At 66.8% G+C, this 15,317-nt stretch carries 14 protein-coding genes; 11 read left to right on the top strand and 3 right to left on the bottom strand.

The window, feature by feature from the left end; all coding sequences use genetic code 11:
- Positions 1–128: 128 nt before the first annotated feature.
- From I6N89_RS24525 to I6N89_RS24500, 6 genes are all read left to right on the top strand, one after another.
- Positions 129–815, top strand: coding sequence for an adenylate kinase (locus I6N89_RS24525; RefSeq protein WP_207020891.1), 687 nt, complete (start codon positions 129–131; stop codon positions 813–815).
- A gap of 67 nt (positions 816–882) precedes the next feature.
- Positions 883–1,146 (top strand): DUF4212 domain-containing protein, encoded by a 264-nt coding sequence (locus tag I6N89_RS24520; protein ID WP_207020890.1) that lies wholly within the window; start codon positions 883–885, stop codon positions 1,144–1,146.
- 6 nt (positions 1,147–1,152) lie between these two features.
- Entirely contained in the window at positions 1,153–2,934 is a 1,782-nt protein-coding gene (locus I6N89_RS24515; RefSeq protein ID WP_207020889.1) for a sodium:solute symporter family protein, read from the top strand.
- A gap of 110 nt (positions 2,935–3,044) precedes the next feature.
- Positions 3,045–4,868 carry a putative nucleotidyltransferase substrate binding domain-containing protein gene (locus I6N89_RS24510; RefSeq protein WP_207020888.1) on the top strand — a complete coding sequence of 608 codons (1,824 nt, stop codon included), beginning with the start codon at positions 3,045–3,047 and terminating at the stop codon, positions 4,866–4,868.
- Positions 4,869–4,892: 24 nt separating this feature from the next.
- Complete coding sequence (locus I6N89_RS24505; RefSeq protein ID WP_207020887.1) at positions 4,893–5,399, top strand: hypothetical protein; 507 nt, start codon at positions 4,893–4,895, stop codon at positions 5,397–5,399.
- On the top strand, positions 5,396–6,802 hold the full coding sequence (locus I6N89_RS24500; protein ID WP_207020886.1) for a 3'-5' exonuclease: 1,407 nt from the start codon (positions 5,396–5,398) through the stop codon (positions 6,800–6,802). The genes I6N89_RS24505 and I6N89_RS24500 overlap by 4 nt, the downstream gene beginning before the upstream one ends.
- On the opposite strand, the gene I6N89_RS24495 is transcribed toward I6N89_RS24500, so the two are convergent.
- Positions 6,702–7,541 carry a helix-turn-helix domain-containing protein gene (locus I6N89_RS24495; protein WP_207020885.1) on the bottom strand — a complete coding sequence of 280 codons (840 nt, stop codon included), beginning with the start codon at positions 7,539–7,541 and terminating at the stop codon, positions 6,702–6,704. The two genes, I6N89_RS24500 and I6N89_RS24495, sit on opposite strands and share 101 nt — an antisense overlap.
- A gap of 122 nt (positions 7,542–7,663) precedes the next feature.
- Complete coding sequence (locus I6N89_RS24490; protein WP_207020884.1) at positions 7,664–8,986, bottom strand: aspartate aminotransferase family protein; 1,323 nt, start codon at positions 8,984–8,986, stop codon at positions 7,664–7,666.
- Positions 8,987–9,110: 124 nt separating this feature from the next.
- Here I6N89_RS24490 and I6N89_RS24485 point away from each other — a divergent pair, with 124 nt between their 5' ends.
- The 3 genes from I6N89_RS24485 (at position 9,111) to I6N89_RS24475 (ending at position 13,269) form a co-directional block, all read left to right on the top strand.
- Positions 9,111–10,076 (top strand): TAXI family TRAP transporter solute-binding subunit, encoded by a 966-nt coding sequence (locus I6N89_RS24485; RefSeq protein ID WP_207020883.1) that lies wholly within the window; start codon positions 9,111–9,113, stop codon positions 10,074–10,076.
- A gap of 127 nt (positions 10,077–10,203) precedes the next feature.
- Positions 10,204–12,831 carry a TRAP transporter permease gene (locus I6N89_RS24480; protein WP_207020882.1) on the top strand — a complete coding sequence of 876 codons (2,628 nt, stop codon included), beginning with the start codon at positions 10,204–10,206 and terminating at the stop codon, positions 12,829–12,831.
- A 12-nt stretch (positions 12,832–12,843) separates the two neighbouring features.
- Positions 12,844–13,269 (top strand): universal stress protein, encoded by a 426-nt coding sequence (locus I6N89_RS24475; protein WP_207020881.1) that lies wholly within the window; start codon positions 12,844–12,846, stop codon positions 13,267–13,269.
- 191 nt (positions 13,270–13,460) lie between these two features.
- Here the strand turns inward: I6N89_RS24475 and I6N89_RS24470 are convergent, their stop codons facing one another.
- Positions 13,461–14,015, bottom strand: a complete 555-nt coding sequence (locus tag I6N89_RS24470; RefSeq protein WP_207020880.1) for a helix-turn-helix domain-containing protein — start codon at positions 14,013–14,015, stop codon at positions 13,461–13,463.
- Positions 14,016–14,072: 57 nt separating this feature from the next.
- On the opposite strand from I6N89_RS24470, the gene I6N89_RS24465 reads away from it, so the two are divergent.
- Positions 14,073–14,591 carry a GNAT family N-acetyltransferase gene (locus tag I6N89_RS24465; protein WP_207020879.1) on the top strand — a complete coding sequence of 173 codons (519 nt, stop codon included), beginning with the start codon at positions 14,073–14,075 and terminating at the stop codon, positions 14,589–14,591.
- Entirely contained in the window at positions 14,588–15,025 is a 438-nt protein-coding gene (locus I6N89_RS24460; RefSeq protein WP_207020878.1) for a DMT family transporter, read from the top strand. Before I6N89_RS24465 ends, I6N89_RS24460 begins: the two co-directional genes overlap by 4 nt.
- Positions 15,026–15,317: the final 292 nt, after the last annotated feature.

The raw sequence follows: 15,317 nt of genomic DNA, 5'->3' as shown, positions 1-15,317 counted from the left end.
ATCATGCGCCGCATCCTGCGCAAGATCGCCGAAAACGATTTCGGCGCCCTCGGCGATACCTCAACACTCGCCGATCCCTCCGTCGTCGAAGACCTCATCGAAAACCGCGCGAATAAGGGGTAACGGAGATGGACGGACAGACCGTGACAGCCGCCCCCGTGCTCATCCTTCTCGGCCCTCCGGGGGCCGGGAAAGGCACCCAGGCGCGCATGCTCGAGGACACGTTCGGCCTCGTGCAGCTCTCCACCGGCGACCTGCTGCGCGCCGCCGTCGCACAAGGCACCGAGGCCGGCAAGCAGGCCAAGGCGGTGATGGAGGCCGGCGGGCTGGTGAGCGACGAGATCGTCATCGCCATCCTGCGCGACCGGCTCGCCGAGCCCGATTGCGCCCGTGGCGTCATCCTCGACGGCTTCCCGCGCACCACCGTGCAGGCGCAGGCGCTCGATACGCTGCTGGCCGAGACCGGCCAGAGGATCGACGCCGCCATCAGCCTTGAGGTGGACGACGCCGCGATGGTCGAGCGGATCTCGGGTCGCTACACCTGCGCCGTCTGCGGCGAGGGCTATCACGACAGCTTCAAGCGGCCCGCCAAAGAGGGCACCTGCGACAAATGCGGCGGCACCGAGATGAAGCGCCGCGCCGACGACAAGGCCGAGACCGTGGCCAGCCGTCTGGAGGCCTATCACGCCCAGACCGCGCCGCTCATCGGCTATTACGAGGAGAAACGGGCCCTGTCGCGCATCGACGCGATGGGTGCCATCGACAAGATCGCCGCCGATCTCGGCGCGATCGTGGAGGACGCGACGGCCCGCTGAGGGCCGCCGCAGCGCCGCCTCCAGCAAGGGAGGCGGGTTATGTATCAAGGAGAGGAGGGACCCGCGCATGGCGGATCAAACATCGAGTGGCGAGGCCTATTGGAAGGCCAACCTGCGCATCATCATCATCAGCCTCATCATCTGGGCCATCTGCTCGTTCGGCTTCGGCATCCTGCTGCGCCCGATGCTTTCGGGCATCATGGTCGGCGGCACCGATCTGGGCTTCTGGTTCGCCCAGCAGGGCAGCATCCTGATCTTCCTGGCGCTGATCTTCTTCTACGCCTTCCGGATGAACAAGCTCGATAAAGAATTCGGCGTGGACGAGGAGTAACGCGTCATGGATCAGTTTACCATCAACCTGCTGTTCGTGGGCGCGTCCTTTGCGCTCTACATCGGCATCGCGATCTGGGCCCGCGCGGGCTCCACGTCGGAATTCTACGCCGCCGGCCGCGGCGTGCACCCGGTCACCAACGGCATGGCGACCGCCGCCGACTGGATGTCGGCCGCCTCGTTCATCTCGATGGCCGGCCTCATCGCCTTTGTCGGCTATGACAACTCCACCTACCTCATGGGCTGGACCGGCGGCTACGTGCTGCTGGCGCTGCTGCTCGCGCCCTACCTGCGCAAGTTCGGCAAATTCACCGTGTCGGAATTCATCGGCGACCGGTTCTACAGCCCGACCGCGCGCATGGTCGCGGTGCTCTGCCTGATCATCGCCTCGACCACCTATGTGATCGGCCAGATGACCGGCGTGGGCGTGGCCTTTGGCCGCTTCCTCGAAGTGGACAGCACCACCGGCCTGCTGATCGGTGCGGTGATCGTCTTTGCCTACGCGGTGTTCGGCGGCATGAAGGGCGTGACCTACACCCAGGTGGCGCAATATTGCGTGCTGATCCTCGCCTATACCATCCCGGCGATCTTCATCTCGCTGCAACTGACCGGCAACCCGATCCCGGCGCTGGGTCTCTTCGGCTCGACCGAAAGCGGCACCCCGCTGCTCCAGACCCTCGACCAGATCGTCACCGATCTCGGCTTCAAGGAATATACCGCGCATAACGGCGACACGTTCAACATGGTGCTCTTCACCCTGTCGCTGATGATCGGCACCGCCGGCCTGCCGCACGTCATCATGCGGTTCTTTACCGTGCCCAAGGTGGCCGATGCACGCTGGTCTGCCGGCTGGGCACTGGTCTTCATCGCGCTGCTCTACCTGACCGCCCCGGCGGTGGGTGCCATGGCGCGCCTGAACATCACCCAGCAGTTCTGGCCGGAAGGCGCCTCGGGCGAGCCGGTCGCGGTCGAGACCATCGAGAGCGATCCGACCTATAACTGGATGAAAACCTGGGAGCAGACCGGCCTGCTGGGCTGGAACGACGCGAACGGCGACGGTCGCATCGCCTATTTCAACGACGCCGACGCCGAAACCGTCGCCGCGATGGAAGAAGCCGGCTGGGGTTCGGAGAACGAGCTGACCAACTTCAACCGCGACATCCTGGTTCTGGCCAACCCCGAAATCGCCAACCTGCCCAGCTGGGTGATCGGTCTGGTGGCCGCCGGTGGCCTTGCCGCCGCGCTCTCCACCGCCGCCGGTCTGCTGCTGGCGATCTCCTCGGCGGTCTCGCACGACCTGATCAAGGGCCAGCTCAACCCGGGCATCAGCGAAAAGGGCGAGCTCATGTCTGCCCGGGTCGCCATGGCCGTGGCCATCGTCATCGCCACATGGCTGGGTCTGAACCCGCCGGGCTTTGCGGCTCAGACCGTGGCGCTGGCCTTCGGCCTCGCGGCCTCGTCGATCTTCCCGGTTCTTATGATGGGCATCTTTACCAAGGTGAACAACAAGGGCGCCGTGGCGGGCATGCTCGCAGGTCTGATCGTGACCCTGGTCTATATCTTCCTGCACAAGGGCTGGCTGTTCATCCCCGGCACCAACTCCTTCACCGATGCCGATCCGCTGCTCGGCACCATCAAGTCGACCTCGTTCGGCGCGGTGGGCGCCCTGATCAACTTCGCGGTGGCCTTCATCGTCTCGAACGCGACGACGCCGATCCCGCAGGAAATCAGCGATCTGGTGGAAAGCGTGCGCGTGCCGCGCGGTGCCGGCGCCGCCCAGGATCACTAAGCCAAGGGTCTGGCCGTCCTGCGGCCTTTCCCCTACCCTTCCCCCGTCCCGCGCCAAGCCGGGGCGGGGTTTTCTTTCCCCGCCGCCCGCACCCTTCCGGAGGTCGACCGATGCCCATCGCACCCGAAGAGCTCCACCGTTTCCTGAGCGCCGTCCACCCCTACGACACGCTGGACAGCGACGCGCTCGAAGGGATGCTGCCGCAATTCGTGCAGCGCCGACTGCCCGCCGGCGAACCGATCTATGCCGTGGGCCAGCCGCTCGACGGGCTCTATCTCATTCATTCCGGACAGGTCGAGATCCGCGACGAGAACGATGTCGTCGTCTCCCTGCTCGGCCCGCGAAATTCCTTTGGCGAGCGCGGCCTGACCCGCGACGGCATCGCCGCCACCTCGGCCCGCACGGTCGAGGAAACGCTGCTGCTGATGCTGCCGGTCTATGCCTTCAACGCGCTGGTGCAGGAGCACCCCGCCGCGCAGCGCTTCTTCGACCGCTCGCGCGCCGCCAAGCCGCGCAAGACCGACCTCGCCCATTCCCGGGTCGAGACGCTGATGGCGGCAAAGCCGCTCACGCTGCCGCCCGAGACCAGCGTGCGGGAGGCTGCAAAGCTGATGGCCGAGCGCCGCGTCTCCTCGGTCTGCATCACCGACGGGCCCGCGCTGAAGGGCATCCTCACCATCCGCGATGTCTCCGGCAAGGTGGTGGGCGGCGGGCTGTCTTTCGACACGCCGGTGGCGCAGGTGATGACCGCAGAGCCGCTCACTCTGCCCCCCTCCGCCATCGGCTCGGACGTGCTGCACATGATGATGGAGCGCCATATCGGCCATGTGCCGGTGACCGAGGGCGGCCGGCTGGTGGGCATCGTCACCCAGACCGACCTGACGCGGTTTCAGGCGGTCAGCTCCGCCGAGCTGGTGGCCGAGATCGCCCGCGCGGACACCGCCGAACAGATGGCCGAGGTCACCGCCCGCATCCCGCAGCTTCTGGCGCAGCTCGTGGCCAGCGGCAACCGCCACGAGGTGGTGACGCGGCTCATCACCGACATTGCCGACACTGTCACGCGGCGCCTGCTGGCGCTGGCCAAGGACAGGCTGGGCGCGGCGCCGGTGCCCTATCTCTGGCTCGCCTGCGGATCGCAGGGGCGGCAGGAACAGACCGGCGTCTCGGATCAGGACAATTGCCTGTTTCTCGACGACAGCGCCACCGAGGACGATCTTTCGTACTTTCGGGAAATGGCGAAATTCGTCTCGGATGGCCTTGATAAGACGGGATATTACTATTGTCCCGGCGATATGATGGCGACCAATCCGCAATGGTGCCAGCGCGTCGGCACCTGGCGCGGCTATTTCGCCAAATGGATCGCCAAGCCCGATCCGATGGCGCAGATGCTGGCCTCGGTCATGTTCGACCTGCGCCCCATCGGCGGCAGCAAATCGCTCTTCGAGGACCTCCAGGAAGAGACGCTGGCGAAGGCCGCGAAGAACTCGATCTTCGTCTCGCACATGATTGCCAACTCGCTGAAACACACACCGCCGCTGGGCCTCCTGCGCGGCTTTGCCACGATCCGCTCGGGCGAGCACAAGAACACGCTGGATCTCAAGCACAATGGCGTGGTGCCGGTGGTCGATATGGCGCGGGTCTATGCGCTTCAGGGCGAGCTCACCGAGGTCAATACCCGCGCCCGGCTGGAGGCGGCGGTGGCGGCGGGCAAGCTCTCGGGCTCGGGCGGGCAGGATCTGCTCGATGCCTACGATCTCATCGCCGAAACCCGGCTGGAACATCAGGCGGCGCAGGTGAAACGCGGCGCGGCGCCCGACAATTATCTCGCCCCCGCCGACCTGTCGGATTTTGAGCGAAGTCATCTGCGCGATGCCTTCGTGGTGATAAAGTCTCTGCAATCGGCGCTGGGGCATGGGCGCGGCATGCTGGGCTGAGCCGGACCAAGGGGAGGAGAAACCATGTTTCTGGAACTGATCGCCGTTTTCGTCGCGGGGTTCGCCGGCGCCGGCGCGGTGATGCTGCTGAACCGGCTGACGGGCGGGCGCCTGCCGCGCTGGCTGATGCCGGTGGGCGCCGGCGCCGCGATGATCGCCGCCGCGATCGCCAGCGAATACGGCTGGTACGGTCGCACCGCCAGCGCACTGCCCGAGGGGGTCGAGGTCGCCACGGTGCATGAATCGCGCGCGCTCTACCGGCCCTGGACCTATGTCGTGCCGATGGTCGACCGCTTCATCGCCGTCGATCACGGCACCCGCGTCGCCAACCGCGAGACCGAGGGGCTTTATCTCGCCGATCTCTATTTCTTTGCCCGCTGGCAGCCGGTGCAGGCGGTCGAGATGATGGTGGATTGCGTCAACCACCGCCGCGCCGATCCCGCCGGCGGCGATGGCGGCGCGCCGGTCTGGCGCGACGCGGGCAGCGACGACCCGATTGTCGCGGCGGTCTGCGCGGAGGGTGGCGCATGAGCAAGCTCGGCCTGCGGCTGCGGATCTTCCTGTTCTTCGGGCTGCTCGCGCTCGGCGGCAGCGCGGCGGTGCTGCTGGCGCTCTGGGCCGGGCATGCGCGCGTGGCGGAAACCTCCGTCGCCGACGGCTTTGTCTTTGCCGCCATCGTCGCGGTCCTGGCGCTGCTGGCGCTCAGCGTCGGGGTCTGGCTGCTCTTCGACGAGAATGTCGCCAAGCCCATCGAGAAGCTCGCCGCCGAGATGCGCATGCGCGCCCATGCCGGGGTATCGCGCGAGGTCGACACCCATGCGGCGCGCTATCTCGGCGATCTCGCCCATGCCGCCCGTGCGGTCTCCGAGCGGCTGACCGAGGGCACGCTCGACAGCGCGCAGCGGGTGGCGCTGGAGACCGAGCGGCTGAGCGCCGAAAAGGCCCGGCTCACCGCGCTGCTGACCGAGATCCCGGTGGCGATGATCCTGGTGAGCCCGCGCGGGCAGATCGTGCTCTATGACGGTCAGGCGGCGGAGGTGCTGGCGCAGCTGCATGTGCCGCGTCTGAACGCGCCGCTGTCGGATTACTTCGAGGCATCGGGGCTGGAGGCCGCGGTGACCCGGATGCACAAGACCGGGCGCGAGGTGCGCTTTACCGCCGAGGGGGTGGACGGCGCGCAGAGCTATGACGCCCGGCTGAAGCCGATGGAGGGCGGCGGCTACATGATGGTGATCGAGGGCGCCGAGACGCATATGCCGCCCGAGGCGGAGCGCCCGCTGGTCTATGATTTCGACCTGCTGAGCCATGATGCCCCCGCCAGCATCGAGGACACGCCGCTCTCGGCGCTGAGCTACACGGTGTTCGATACCGAGACGACGGGGCTCTTGCCGCACAAGGACGAGGTGGTGCAGATCGGCGCGGTGCGGGTGCTGAACGGGCGCATCGTGCCCGGCGAGGTGATCGACCAGCTGGTCGACCCCGGTATTCCGATCCCGCCCAGCTCGACCCGGGTGCACAAGGTGACCGACGCCATGGTGCGCGGCAAACCCGATATCGCCGAGGCCGGGCGGCGCTTTCACCGCTTCGCCAAGGGCTCGGTCATCGTGGCGCATAATGCCCCCTTCGACATGGCCTTCCTGCGCCGCCACCGCGACCGCATGGGAGTGGCCTGGGATCATCCGATCCTAGATACGGTGCTGCTCTCGGCGGTGCTGTTCGGCGCCAGCCAGACCCACACGCTGGATGCGCTTTGCGAGCGGCTGGGCGTCGAGATCCCGGCGGCGCTGCGCCACACCGCGCTGGGGGATGCCCATGCCACGGCGCAGGTGCTGGTCAGGATGCTGCCGATGCTGGAGGCGCGCGGGATGACCCGTTTCGGCGCGGTGCTGGACGAGACGCGCAAACATGGCCGGCTGCTGGAAGACCTGAACTGAGATCGTCGAGCGCCGCCTGCGCGGCGGCACGCGGCAGCCCGCCCGGCGGCAGCCGGCGCAGCGCGGTGATCCGGCTGTTCAGCGCCCGGTAGGCGGCGTGCAGCGCGATGGCGCGGGGGATGAGCGGGCCTTTCGCGGGCGGCGGGGTCAGCGGCCAATAGGCGCAAAGCGCCGACAGGCCCGCCAGCGGCAGCGAATCGGCGGCGCGCGGCCCCAGCGCGATCACGAGATCGGGCGGCGCAGCCGCCCCGGCCGGTTTCGGATAGAGCGCCGCCAGATCGTGACGGCGCTGCGCCAGCAGCGCCAGCGCCAGCGGGTCGGCCGAGGACGCGGGCGTCAGCCCCGCCGAGGCCGCCTGCACCCGCCCCGCCAGCCGGCGGCGCGCCAACGCCTCTGCCATCAGCGACAGCGCGGCATTGTCCTCGCAGAGAAACAGCAGGCGCGGCACGGGCGGCAGGCGGCGCGCGCCGCGCCCGGCCCGCCCGAGGCAGAGATCCTCCGCCGCCCAGCCCAGCGCCTCACCCAGCCGCTCCGGCGCCGCGCGGTAGAATCGCGAGGGGCCATCGCGCGACCGTTCCAACAGCCCCGCATCGCTCAGCGCCGCGAGATGCGCCGAGAGGGTCGAGGGCGGGACGGACAGAGCGCGGGCGATCTCTCCCGCGCCCATCGCATGCGGCAGCCGCGCCACCAGCAGCGCAAAGAGCCGCGCCCGCAATGGCGCGCCAAGCAGAGACAGCATGGTGAGAAAGCCTGCATCCATGGCGGCAGGCTTAGCGCCACGCCGCTGAAGACGCGGTTAATATCCGCCCGCGCCACAACTCTTTTCGAAAAGAGTTGCAAGCGTTTTCGAAAACGCTTGGCTCAGCCCAGAACGGCCGTCAGCGCGCGGTCGAGCTTGTCGACCAGCTCGCCCACCTGATCCTCGGTAATGATGAAGGGCGGCGCCAGCAGCACATGATCGCCTCTCTGCCCGTCGATGGTGCCGCTCATCGGATAGCAGATCAGCCCCTCGGCAAAGGCCGCTTTCTTGAGCTTTCCCGCCACGCCCTGGCCCGGATCAAAGGGCGCCTTGCTCTCGCGATCCACCACCAGCTCCAGCCCGAGGAACAGCCCGCGCCCGCGGATATCGCCCAGATAGGGCCGCTGCCCGAACCGCTCCTCCAGCGCGCCGCGCAGCAGCGCGCCCATCGGCGCCACCCGGCCCAGCAACTGGTCGTCCACCAGCCGCTCCAGCACCGCGCACGCGCCGGCGCAGGAGGTCGGATGGCCGAGATAGGTGTGACCGTGCTGGAAGAACCCCGAGCCGCTCTCGATGGCCGCATAGATCTCCGCCGAGCACAGCATCGCCCCGATGGGCGCATAGCCCGCGCCCAGCCCCTTGGCGACGGCACAGATATCCGGTGCCACCCCGTCCTGCTCGCAGGCAAAGAGCGTGCCCGTCCGGCCCATGCCGCACATGACCTCGTCGAGGATCAGCAGGATGCCGTAGCGGTCACAGATCTCGCGGATCCGCTTGAAATAGCCGGGCACCGCCGGCACCGCCCCCGCCGTCGCGCCGACCACCGGCTCTGCGACGAACGCCATGACCGTCTCGGGGCCGAGCGCCTGCACCTGAGCCTCGATCTCCGCCGCCAACCGTTCGCCGTATTGCTCTTCGGACTCGCCCGGCGCCATGCCGCGATAGGCATAGCAGGGCGCGACGTGGTGCACGTCGATCAACAGCGGCGCAAAAGGCTCGCGGCGCCAGATATTGCCGCCCGTGGCCAGCGCCCCCAGTGTGTTGCCGTGATAGCTCTGCCGCCGCGCAATGATATTGACCCGCTGCGGCTCGCCCTTCTCCAGATAATACTGCCGCGCCAGTTTCAGCGCCGATTCCATCGCCTCGGACCCGCCGGCCACCACATAGACCCGGTCGAGCCCCTCGGGCGCGAGCGAGACCAGCCGGTCGGCCAGCCGCTCGGCGGGCTCGGAGGTGAAAAAGCCGGTATGGGCAAAGGCCACCTGATCGAGCTGCGCCTTCATCGCGCCGATCACCTTGGAATCGCCGTGCCCCAGACAGGAGACCGCCGCGCCACCGGATCCGTCGAGATAGGCCTTGCCCTCGGCATCGTAGAGATAGGCCCCCTCCGCGCGCGCCACGACGGGCGGCAAGGCTTTGGTGTGGCGCGGAAAAATATGCGACATTGCGCTCCTCATCCGGGCTGACGTTCCGTCAATTCGCGCCGGGCTTGCCCGATTTGCTTCCCTGCGCTCTTCTGGGCACTATTATCACTATAAATGCAATCAAGATCACAGGGAGCAAGATCTGATGAAAAAATCCATCTTCGGCGCCATCCTTTCCGGCGCGCTCGTGACGACCGGCGCGGCCACCGCTCAGGAGCAACAGTTCATCTCCATCGGCACCGGCGGCGTGACCGGCGTCTACTACCCGACCGGCGGCGCGATCTGCCGTCTGGTGAACAAGAGCCGCAAGGAACACGGTATCCGCTGCGCGGTGGAATCGACCGGCGGCTCGGTCTACAACATCAACACCATCAAGGCCGGCGAGCTGGAATTCGGCGTCGCCCAGTCCGACTGGCAGTACCACGCCTATAACGGCACCTCGCAATTCTCCGATAACCCGTTCCCCGAGCTGCGCGCGGTGTTCTCGGTGCATCCCGAGCCCTTCACCCTGCTCGCCCGCGCCGATTCCGGCGTCGAGAAATTCGAGGACATCGCCGGCAAGCGCGTGAACGTGGGCAATCCGGGCTCCGGCCAGCGCGCCACGATGGAAGTCGTGATGGACGCCTTCGGCATCGGCATGGACGATCTGGCGCTGGCGACCGAGTACAAGGGGGCCGAGATGGCGCAGCAGCTCTGCGACGGCAATATCGACGCGATGATCTACACTGTCGGCCACCCCGCCGCCGCCATTCAGGAAGCCACCACCACCTGTGACGTGCAACTCATCGACGTGGTGGGCGAGCCGATCGACACGCTGGTCGCCGACAACCCCTATTACCGCGTCGCCACCATTCCCGGCGGCATGTATGCGGGCAATGACGAGGACACCACCACCTTTGGCGTCGGCGCGACCTTTGTGACCTCCTCCGAGGTGCCCGAGGACGTGGTCTATGTGGTCGCCAAGGCGGTGATGGAAAACATCGACGATTTCCGCCAGCTGCACCCGGCCTTCGCCAATCTCGACCCTGCTGAAATGGTCAAGGACGGCCTGTCAGCGCCGCTGCATCCAGGCGCCGACAAGGCCTATAAAGAGCTGGGCCTCATCGAATAAGCGCGGGACATCCCGCCTCCCGGGCACCGTACACGGCGCCCGCACAACATTCCGGGTTGCGCGAAGATTTCCGCGCAACCCGCCATAAATAAATAAAATATTTCCAAAAAACAGAGGGGACTTGGCGATGGTGGATCAGCCGTCAACGGAACGTACTGCCGACGATATGGTGGCCGAGGCCGATACCGGCGCGCGCAACCCGACGAACTGGCAGGGCACGCTTATCCTCGGCACCTGTATCGTCTGGTCGCTGTTTCAGCTCTATATCGCCTCGCGCATCCCTGGGATGATCGCCCAGGCGACTGGCATGAGCATCTTTGCCAATATCGTCGCGCAGGCGCGCTTCGTGCACCTTGCATTCGCGCTGGCGCTCGCGACCATGGCGTTTCCGCTGACCAAGACCGCCGCGCGCGACCGCATCCCCGCCTATGACTGGGCGCTGTTGATCCTCGGCGTTTCGGCCTGTCTCTACCTCGTGGTCTTCCGCTTCGATATCGCCAGCCGCCCCGGCCTCTGGAGCACCACCGATATCACCATGTCGGCCATCGGCATGATCTGTCTGATGATCGCCGTCTATCGCTCGCTCGGCCTGCCGCTGGTGATCATCGGCTGCGCCTTCATCGCCTTTGCCTTCTTCGGCGGCTATTCCGAATGGGCGCGCAATATCACCAATTACGGCGGCGCCTCGCTGTCGAAGGCCTTGGGCCATTACTGGATGCAGACCGAAGGCGTGTTCGGCGTGGCGCTCGGTGTCTCGACCTCGATGATCTTCCTCTTCGTGCTGTTCGGCGCCCTGCTCGACCGCGCCGGCGGCGGCAACTGGTTCATTCAGGTCGCCATCGCGCTTCTGGGCGCGCTGCGCGGCGGGCCGGCCAAGGCCTCGGTCCTCAGTTCTATGATGACCGGGATGATCTCCGGCTCCTCCATCGCCAACACCGTGACCACCGGCACCTTCACCATTCCGCTGATGAAGCGCATCGGCTTTCCGGCGGAAAAGGCCGGCGCGGTCGAGGTCGCAAGCTCGACCAACGGCCAGCTCACCCCGCCGGTGATGGGGGCCGCCGCCTTCCTGATGGTGGAATACGTCAACATTCCCTATATCGACGTGGTCAAGCACGCTTTCCTGCCGGCGGTGATCTCCTACATTGCGCTGCTCTATATCGTGCATCTGGAAAGCCTGAAGATGGGGCTCAAGGGGCTGGAGAAGCCCGGCCGCCGCATCGGCGTGCTGATGATCCTGATCCTGTTCCTGTCGGGCTTCATCGCGCTCGGCATCCTGACATTCCTGATGATCGGGCTGCGCGCGCTGCTCGACCCGATCATGGGCGGCTCGATCTATGTCGCCGTGGCGCTGGTGGGGGTACTCTACCTGGTGCTGCTGAAGATCTCGGCGGGCTTTCCCGAGATCAAGGAAGACACCGATCCCAATGCGCCCCCTACCGCGCCGCGCCTGACGCCGACGCTGATCGGCGGGCTCTACTTTGCGATTCCGATCTTTATCCTGGTCTGGAACCTGATGGTGCGGACCGACACGCTCGACCGGCTGTCGCCGGCGCTCTCGGCGTTCTGGGCGACGATCTTCATGATCTTCATCGCCCTCACCCATCGCCCGCTCAAGGCGATGTTCCGCGGCCATGACGTGGGCGCCGAGGCGCGCGCGGGCTGGGGCGATTTCGTGCAGGGGCTCATCCTCGGGGCGCGCAACATGATCGGCATCGGCGTCGCCACCGGCGCCGCCGGCGTCATCGTCGGCACCATCAGCCTCACCGGCGCACATCAGGTCATCGGCCAGGTGATCGAGGTGATCTCGGGCGGCAACCTCATGGTGCTGCTGCTGCTGGTTGCGGTGCTGTCGCTGATCCTCGGCATGGGGCTGCCCACCACGGCAAACTATATCGTGGTCTCCAGCCTCATGGCGCCGGTGATCATCAGCGTCGGTGCGCAGGTGGGCCTCGTGGTGCCGCTGATCGCCGTGCATATGTTCGTCTTCTATTTCGGCATCCTCGCCGACGACACGCCGCCGGTGGGGCTTGCCGCCTACGCGGCGGCGGCGATCTCGCGCGGGGATCCGATCAAGACCGGCCTTCAGGGCTTTGGCTACGACATCCGCACGGCACTTTTGCCGTTCCTGTTCATCTTCAACACAGACCTGCTGCTGATCGACGTGGATTTCTTTCACGCGGTGTTCATCTTCTTCGTGGCCCTGCTTGCGATGCTGCTCTTCGCCGCCGCGACGCAAGGTTACTTCATCGCCAAGTCGAAGCTCTGGGAAAGCGTCGTGCTGCTCTTCATCGCCTTCATGCTGTTCCGCCCGGGCTTCTTCCTCGACATGGTGGAGGATCCCTATGTCACCGCCTCCGGCAACACGGCGCTTGAGCTGATGGCCGAGGAGCCCGACGGGGTCGATCTGCGGCTGATGATCGAGGGCCCCGATTTCGACACCGGCAAGGTGCGGCCCACCACGGTGGTGATCCCTGCCGTGGCCGGCGATGCCGATGCAGCGCTGTCGGCACAGGGGCTGACTGTGCTGGAAGAGGACGGCCGGCTGCTGCTGGAAGAGCCCTTCCCCGGCACACCGCTCTTCGACCAGCTCGGCACCGAGTACGACTATTACGGCGACAGCCCGGTGGTGATCTCGGCGGTGCAGGTCGAAAGCGAGCGCTTCGCCAAGGAGTGGTTCTTCATCCCGGCGCTGCTGCTGCTGGCGGGGGTCGTCATGATCCAGCGCCCGCGCGCGACGCAACCGGCCTTCTGAGGAGGACAGGCGATGTTCAAAAAGATCCTTTTGGCGGTGGATATGAACGATCTGCCGGAATCGGGCCATGTGGCCGAGGCGGCGGTGCGCATGGCGCAATGCGAGGGCGCGCAGCTGCATGTGATCAATGTCATCCCCGGATCGGGGATGGCGATGGTGGGCTCCTATCTCGGACCGGAGCAGGCCAATGTGATCAAGGCCGAGGCGGCTGAAAAGCTCACCGCCTGGGCGGCTGAGGCGATCCCGGCGGAGGTGCTGGGCGAGCTGCATGTGATGCAGGGCACGATCTATCACGAGATCATCAAGATGGCGCAGAAACTTGGCGCCGATGCCATCGTGGTCGGCGCCAACCGCCCGGCGCTGAAGGATTACCTCGTCGGCCCCAACGCGGCCCGCGTGGTGCGCCACGCGCCGCAATCGGTGCTGGTGATCCGCTGAGGGCGAGGTCCGTGACGCGTGACCAATAGCGCGACAGGCGCCGGGATGAACAAAGACACAAACCACTGCCGGAGCAGCCGGTGAGGCCCCGGATCAAGTCCGGGGCGGGTTGTCTCCGGATCCCCCGCAACGCGCCGGCACAAAGCGGTGGCGGGTGAGGCGCGCCATAGACGCCGGCTCGATCCTCTTCCTCAGACCCGCGCAATCACCACCGCGTAAACACAGGCCTCCCGCCCCGGATTGACAAAGGCGCAGCGCTGCGGCGCGCCCAGCGTCAGGCAGTCGTCGGGGCCGAGCGGCCAGCGCGTCTCCCCCTCCTCGAACAGCAACCGCCCCGAAAGCACCCAGACCGATTGCATCAGGAAGCTGTAGGCCTCGGGCGGGAAATCCACCCGCGCGCCGGGCGGCAGGGTCACGCGGACGATGTCGAGGCCCCGCCCCTCGCCTGCCGGCGCGGCGATGCGTTCGCGCAGATAGCCGGTTTCCGGGTCCTGCCAGAGCCGCGCCGGATCGCCTGCCCGCGACAGCCGCGTCGCCGCCTGCGCCGGCGCCGCCAGCAGCTCCGACATGGTGAGCCCGAACGCCCCCGACAACCGCCCCAGCACCGTGGCGGTGGGGCTGCTCTCGCCGCGCTCGATGCGGTTGATCATGGCGCGCGACACCGCCGAACGCTCCGCGAGATCGGTCAGCGACCAGCCGCGCCTGTCCCGCTCCGCGCGGATCTTTTGCCCTAGACCTTCCGTCATGATCGTCTCATATATTAGACAAACGCCACCGCCAAGCCCGTTCGGAGGGTGACACGCATGCAGATCCGCGACGCGACCGGGGCCGACCTGCCCGGCATTCTGGAGATCTATAACGACGCGGTGCGGAACACCGCCGCGATCTGGAACGAGACGCCGGTCGATCTGGAGAACCGCCGCGCCTGGTGGCAGGCCCGGACAGCGCAGGGCTATCCGGTTCTGGTGGCCTGCGACGGGGCGCAGGTGCTGGCCTATGCGAGCTTTGGCGACTGGCGCGACTGGGAGGGCTACCGCCACACGGTGGAGCATTCGATCTATGTGCGCGCCGAAGCGCGTGGGCGCGGCATCGCCACGCGGCTGCTGCCCGAACTGATCGCCCGCGCCAGCGGGATCGGCAAACATGTGATGGTGGCGGGGATCGAAAGCGGCAACACGGCCTCGATCCGGCTGCATCAGGCGCATGGTTTCCAGATCACCGGCGAGATGCGCGAGGTCGGCGCGAAATTCGGGCGCTGGCTCGACCTGACCTTCATGCAGCGCCTGCTGGATGCGCGCCCGACACCGGAAGCGCGGCCATGAGCCCCCTCGCGACCCTGCTGCTGCTCGCCGCCGCCGGCAGCGCGCTGGTGCTGCAAAACGCGCTGATGCTGGAGGCGCGCGCGGTCTCCGGATCGGTCTGGGTGGCGCTCTGGCTGAACTCGGCGGTGGGGCTGGTGGTGCTGACGGTCACCGCGCTGACCACCGACGGCCCCGAGGCCTTTGCAAGGCTGACCCAGGGGCGGCTCTGGGTGCTGCTGCTGCCCGGGCTTCTGGGCACGTTCTTCGTATTCGCGAGCCTCACCGGCTATGCCCGGCTGGGCGCCACTCTGACGATCTCGGCACTGGTCTCGGCGCAGGTTCTTGCGGGCCTCGGCTACGATCTCTGGCGCGGCGTGCAGCTCGGCACGGCGCAATTCGTCGGGCTGATTCTGCTGGTCGTCGGGGTGGTCCTGGTCTTCGGCACGCGCGCCTGACACCACGGCTGCGACATCGTCCGAGAGCCCTCATCGGGAAAATTCCGCGACGCGGGAAAAATTGACCTTCGTTGACCTGATCCCCGAACAGCCTCAGCCACTTGTAGAGAGAATAAGTGCTGACGCCCAAACGCCGCAACACCTCACGCACCGGATATCCGCGCACCGCGATCCCCCTCTTGATGGTGTGGACGCCCCCTCACGGCATCGCTGTGCCAAGGTAGCGGTGTCGAAATTCGCTACGAGGAGGAAGCGTCCATGGAGAAGGTTAGCATTGTAGGGCTGGATATTG

The organism is Salipiger abyssi (assembly GCF_017311415.1).
GTDB lineage: Bacteria > Pseudomonadota > Alphaproteobacteria > Rhodobacterales > Rhodobacteraceae > Salipiger > Salipiger abyssi_A.
The sequence above is the reverse complement of the archived record's forward strand: the minus strand, read 5'-3'. Positions and strand labels throughout refer to the sequence as shown.

Bases quoted from the DNA above. Each gene is read 5' to 3' on its own strand.
- I6N89_RS24525 (WP_207020891.1), top strand. From the start codon at position 129: ATGGACGGACAGACCGTGACAGCCGCCCCCGTGCTCATCCTTCTCGGC.
- I6N89_RS24520 (WP_207020890.1), top strand. From the start codon at position 883: ATGGCGGATCAAACATCGAGTGGCGAGGCCTATTGGAAGGCCAACCTG.
- I6N89_RS24515 (WP_207020889.1), top strand. From the start codon at position 1,153: ATGGATCAGTTTACCATCAACCTGCTGTTCGTGGGCGCGTCCTTTGCG.
- I6N89_RS24510 (WP_207020888.1), top strand. From the start codon at position 3,045: ATGCCCATCGCACCCGAAGAGCTCCACCGTTTCCTGAGCGCCGTCCAC.
- I6N89_RS24505 (WP_207020887.1), top strand. From the start codon at position 4,893: ATGTTTCTGGAACTGATCGCCGTTTTCGTCGCGGGGTTCGCCGGCGCC.
- I6N89_RS24500 (WP_207020886.1), top strand. From the start codon at position 5,396: ATGAGCAAGCTCGGCCTGCGGCTGCGGATCTTCCTGTTCTTCGGGCTG.
- I6N89_RS24495 (WP_207020885.1), bottom strand. From the start codon at position 7,541: ATGCTGTCTCTGCTTGGCGCGCCATTGCGGGCGCGGCTCTTTGCGCTG.
- I6N89_RS24490 (WP_207020884.1), bottom strand. From the start codon at position 8,986: ATGTCGCATATTTTTCCGCGCCACACCAAAGCCTTGCCGCCCGTCGTG.
- I6N89_RS24485 (WP_207020883.1), top strand. From the start codon at position 9,111: ATGAAAAAATCCATCTTCGGCGCCATCCTTTCCGGCGCGCTCGTGACG.
- I6N89_RS24480 (WP_207020882.1), top strand. From the start codon at position 10,204: ATGGTGGATCAGCCGTCAACGGAACGTACTGCCGACGATATGGTGGCC.
- I6N89_RS24475 (WP_207020881.1), top strand. From the start codon at position 12,844: ATGTTCAAAAAGATCCTTTTGGCGGTGGATATGAACGATCTGCCGGAA.
- I6N89_RS24470 (WP_207020880.1), bottom strand. From the start codon at position 14,015: ATGACGGAAGGTCTAGGGCAAAAGATCCGCGCGGAGCGGGACAGGCGC.
- I6N89_RS24465 (WP_207020879.1), top strand. From the start codon at position 14,073: ATGCAGATCCGCGACGCGACCGGGGCCGACCTGCCCGGCATTCTGGAG.
- I6N89_RS24460 (WP_207020878.1), top strand. From the start codon at position 14,588: ATGAGCCCCCTCGCGACCCTGCTGCTGCTCGCCGCCGCCGGCAGCGCG.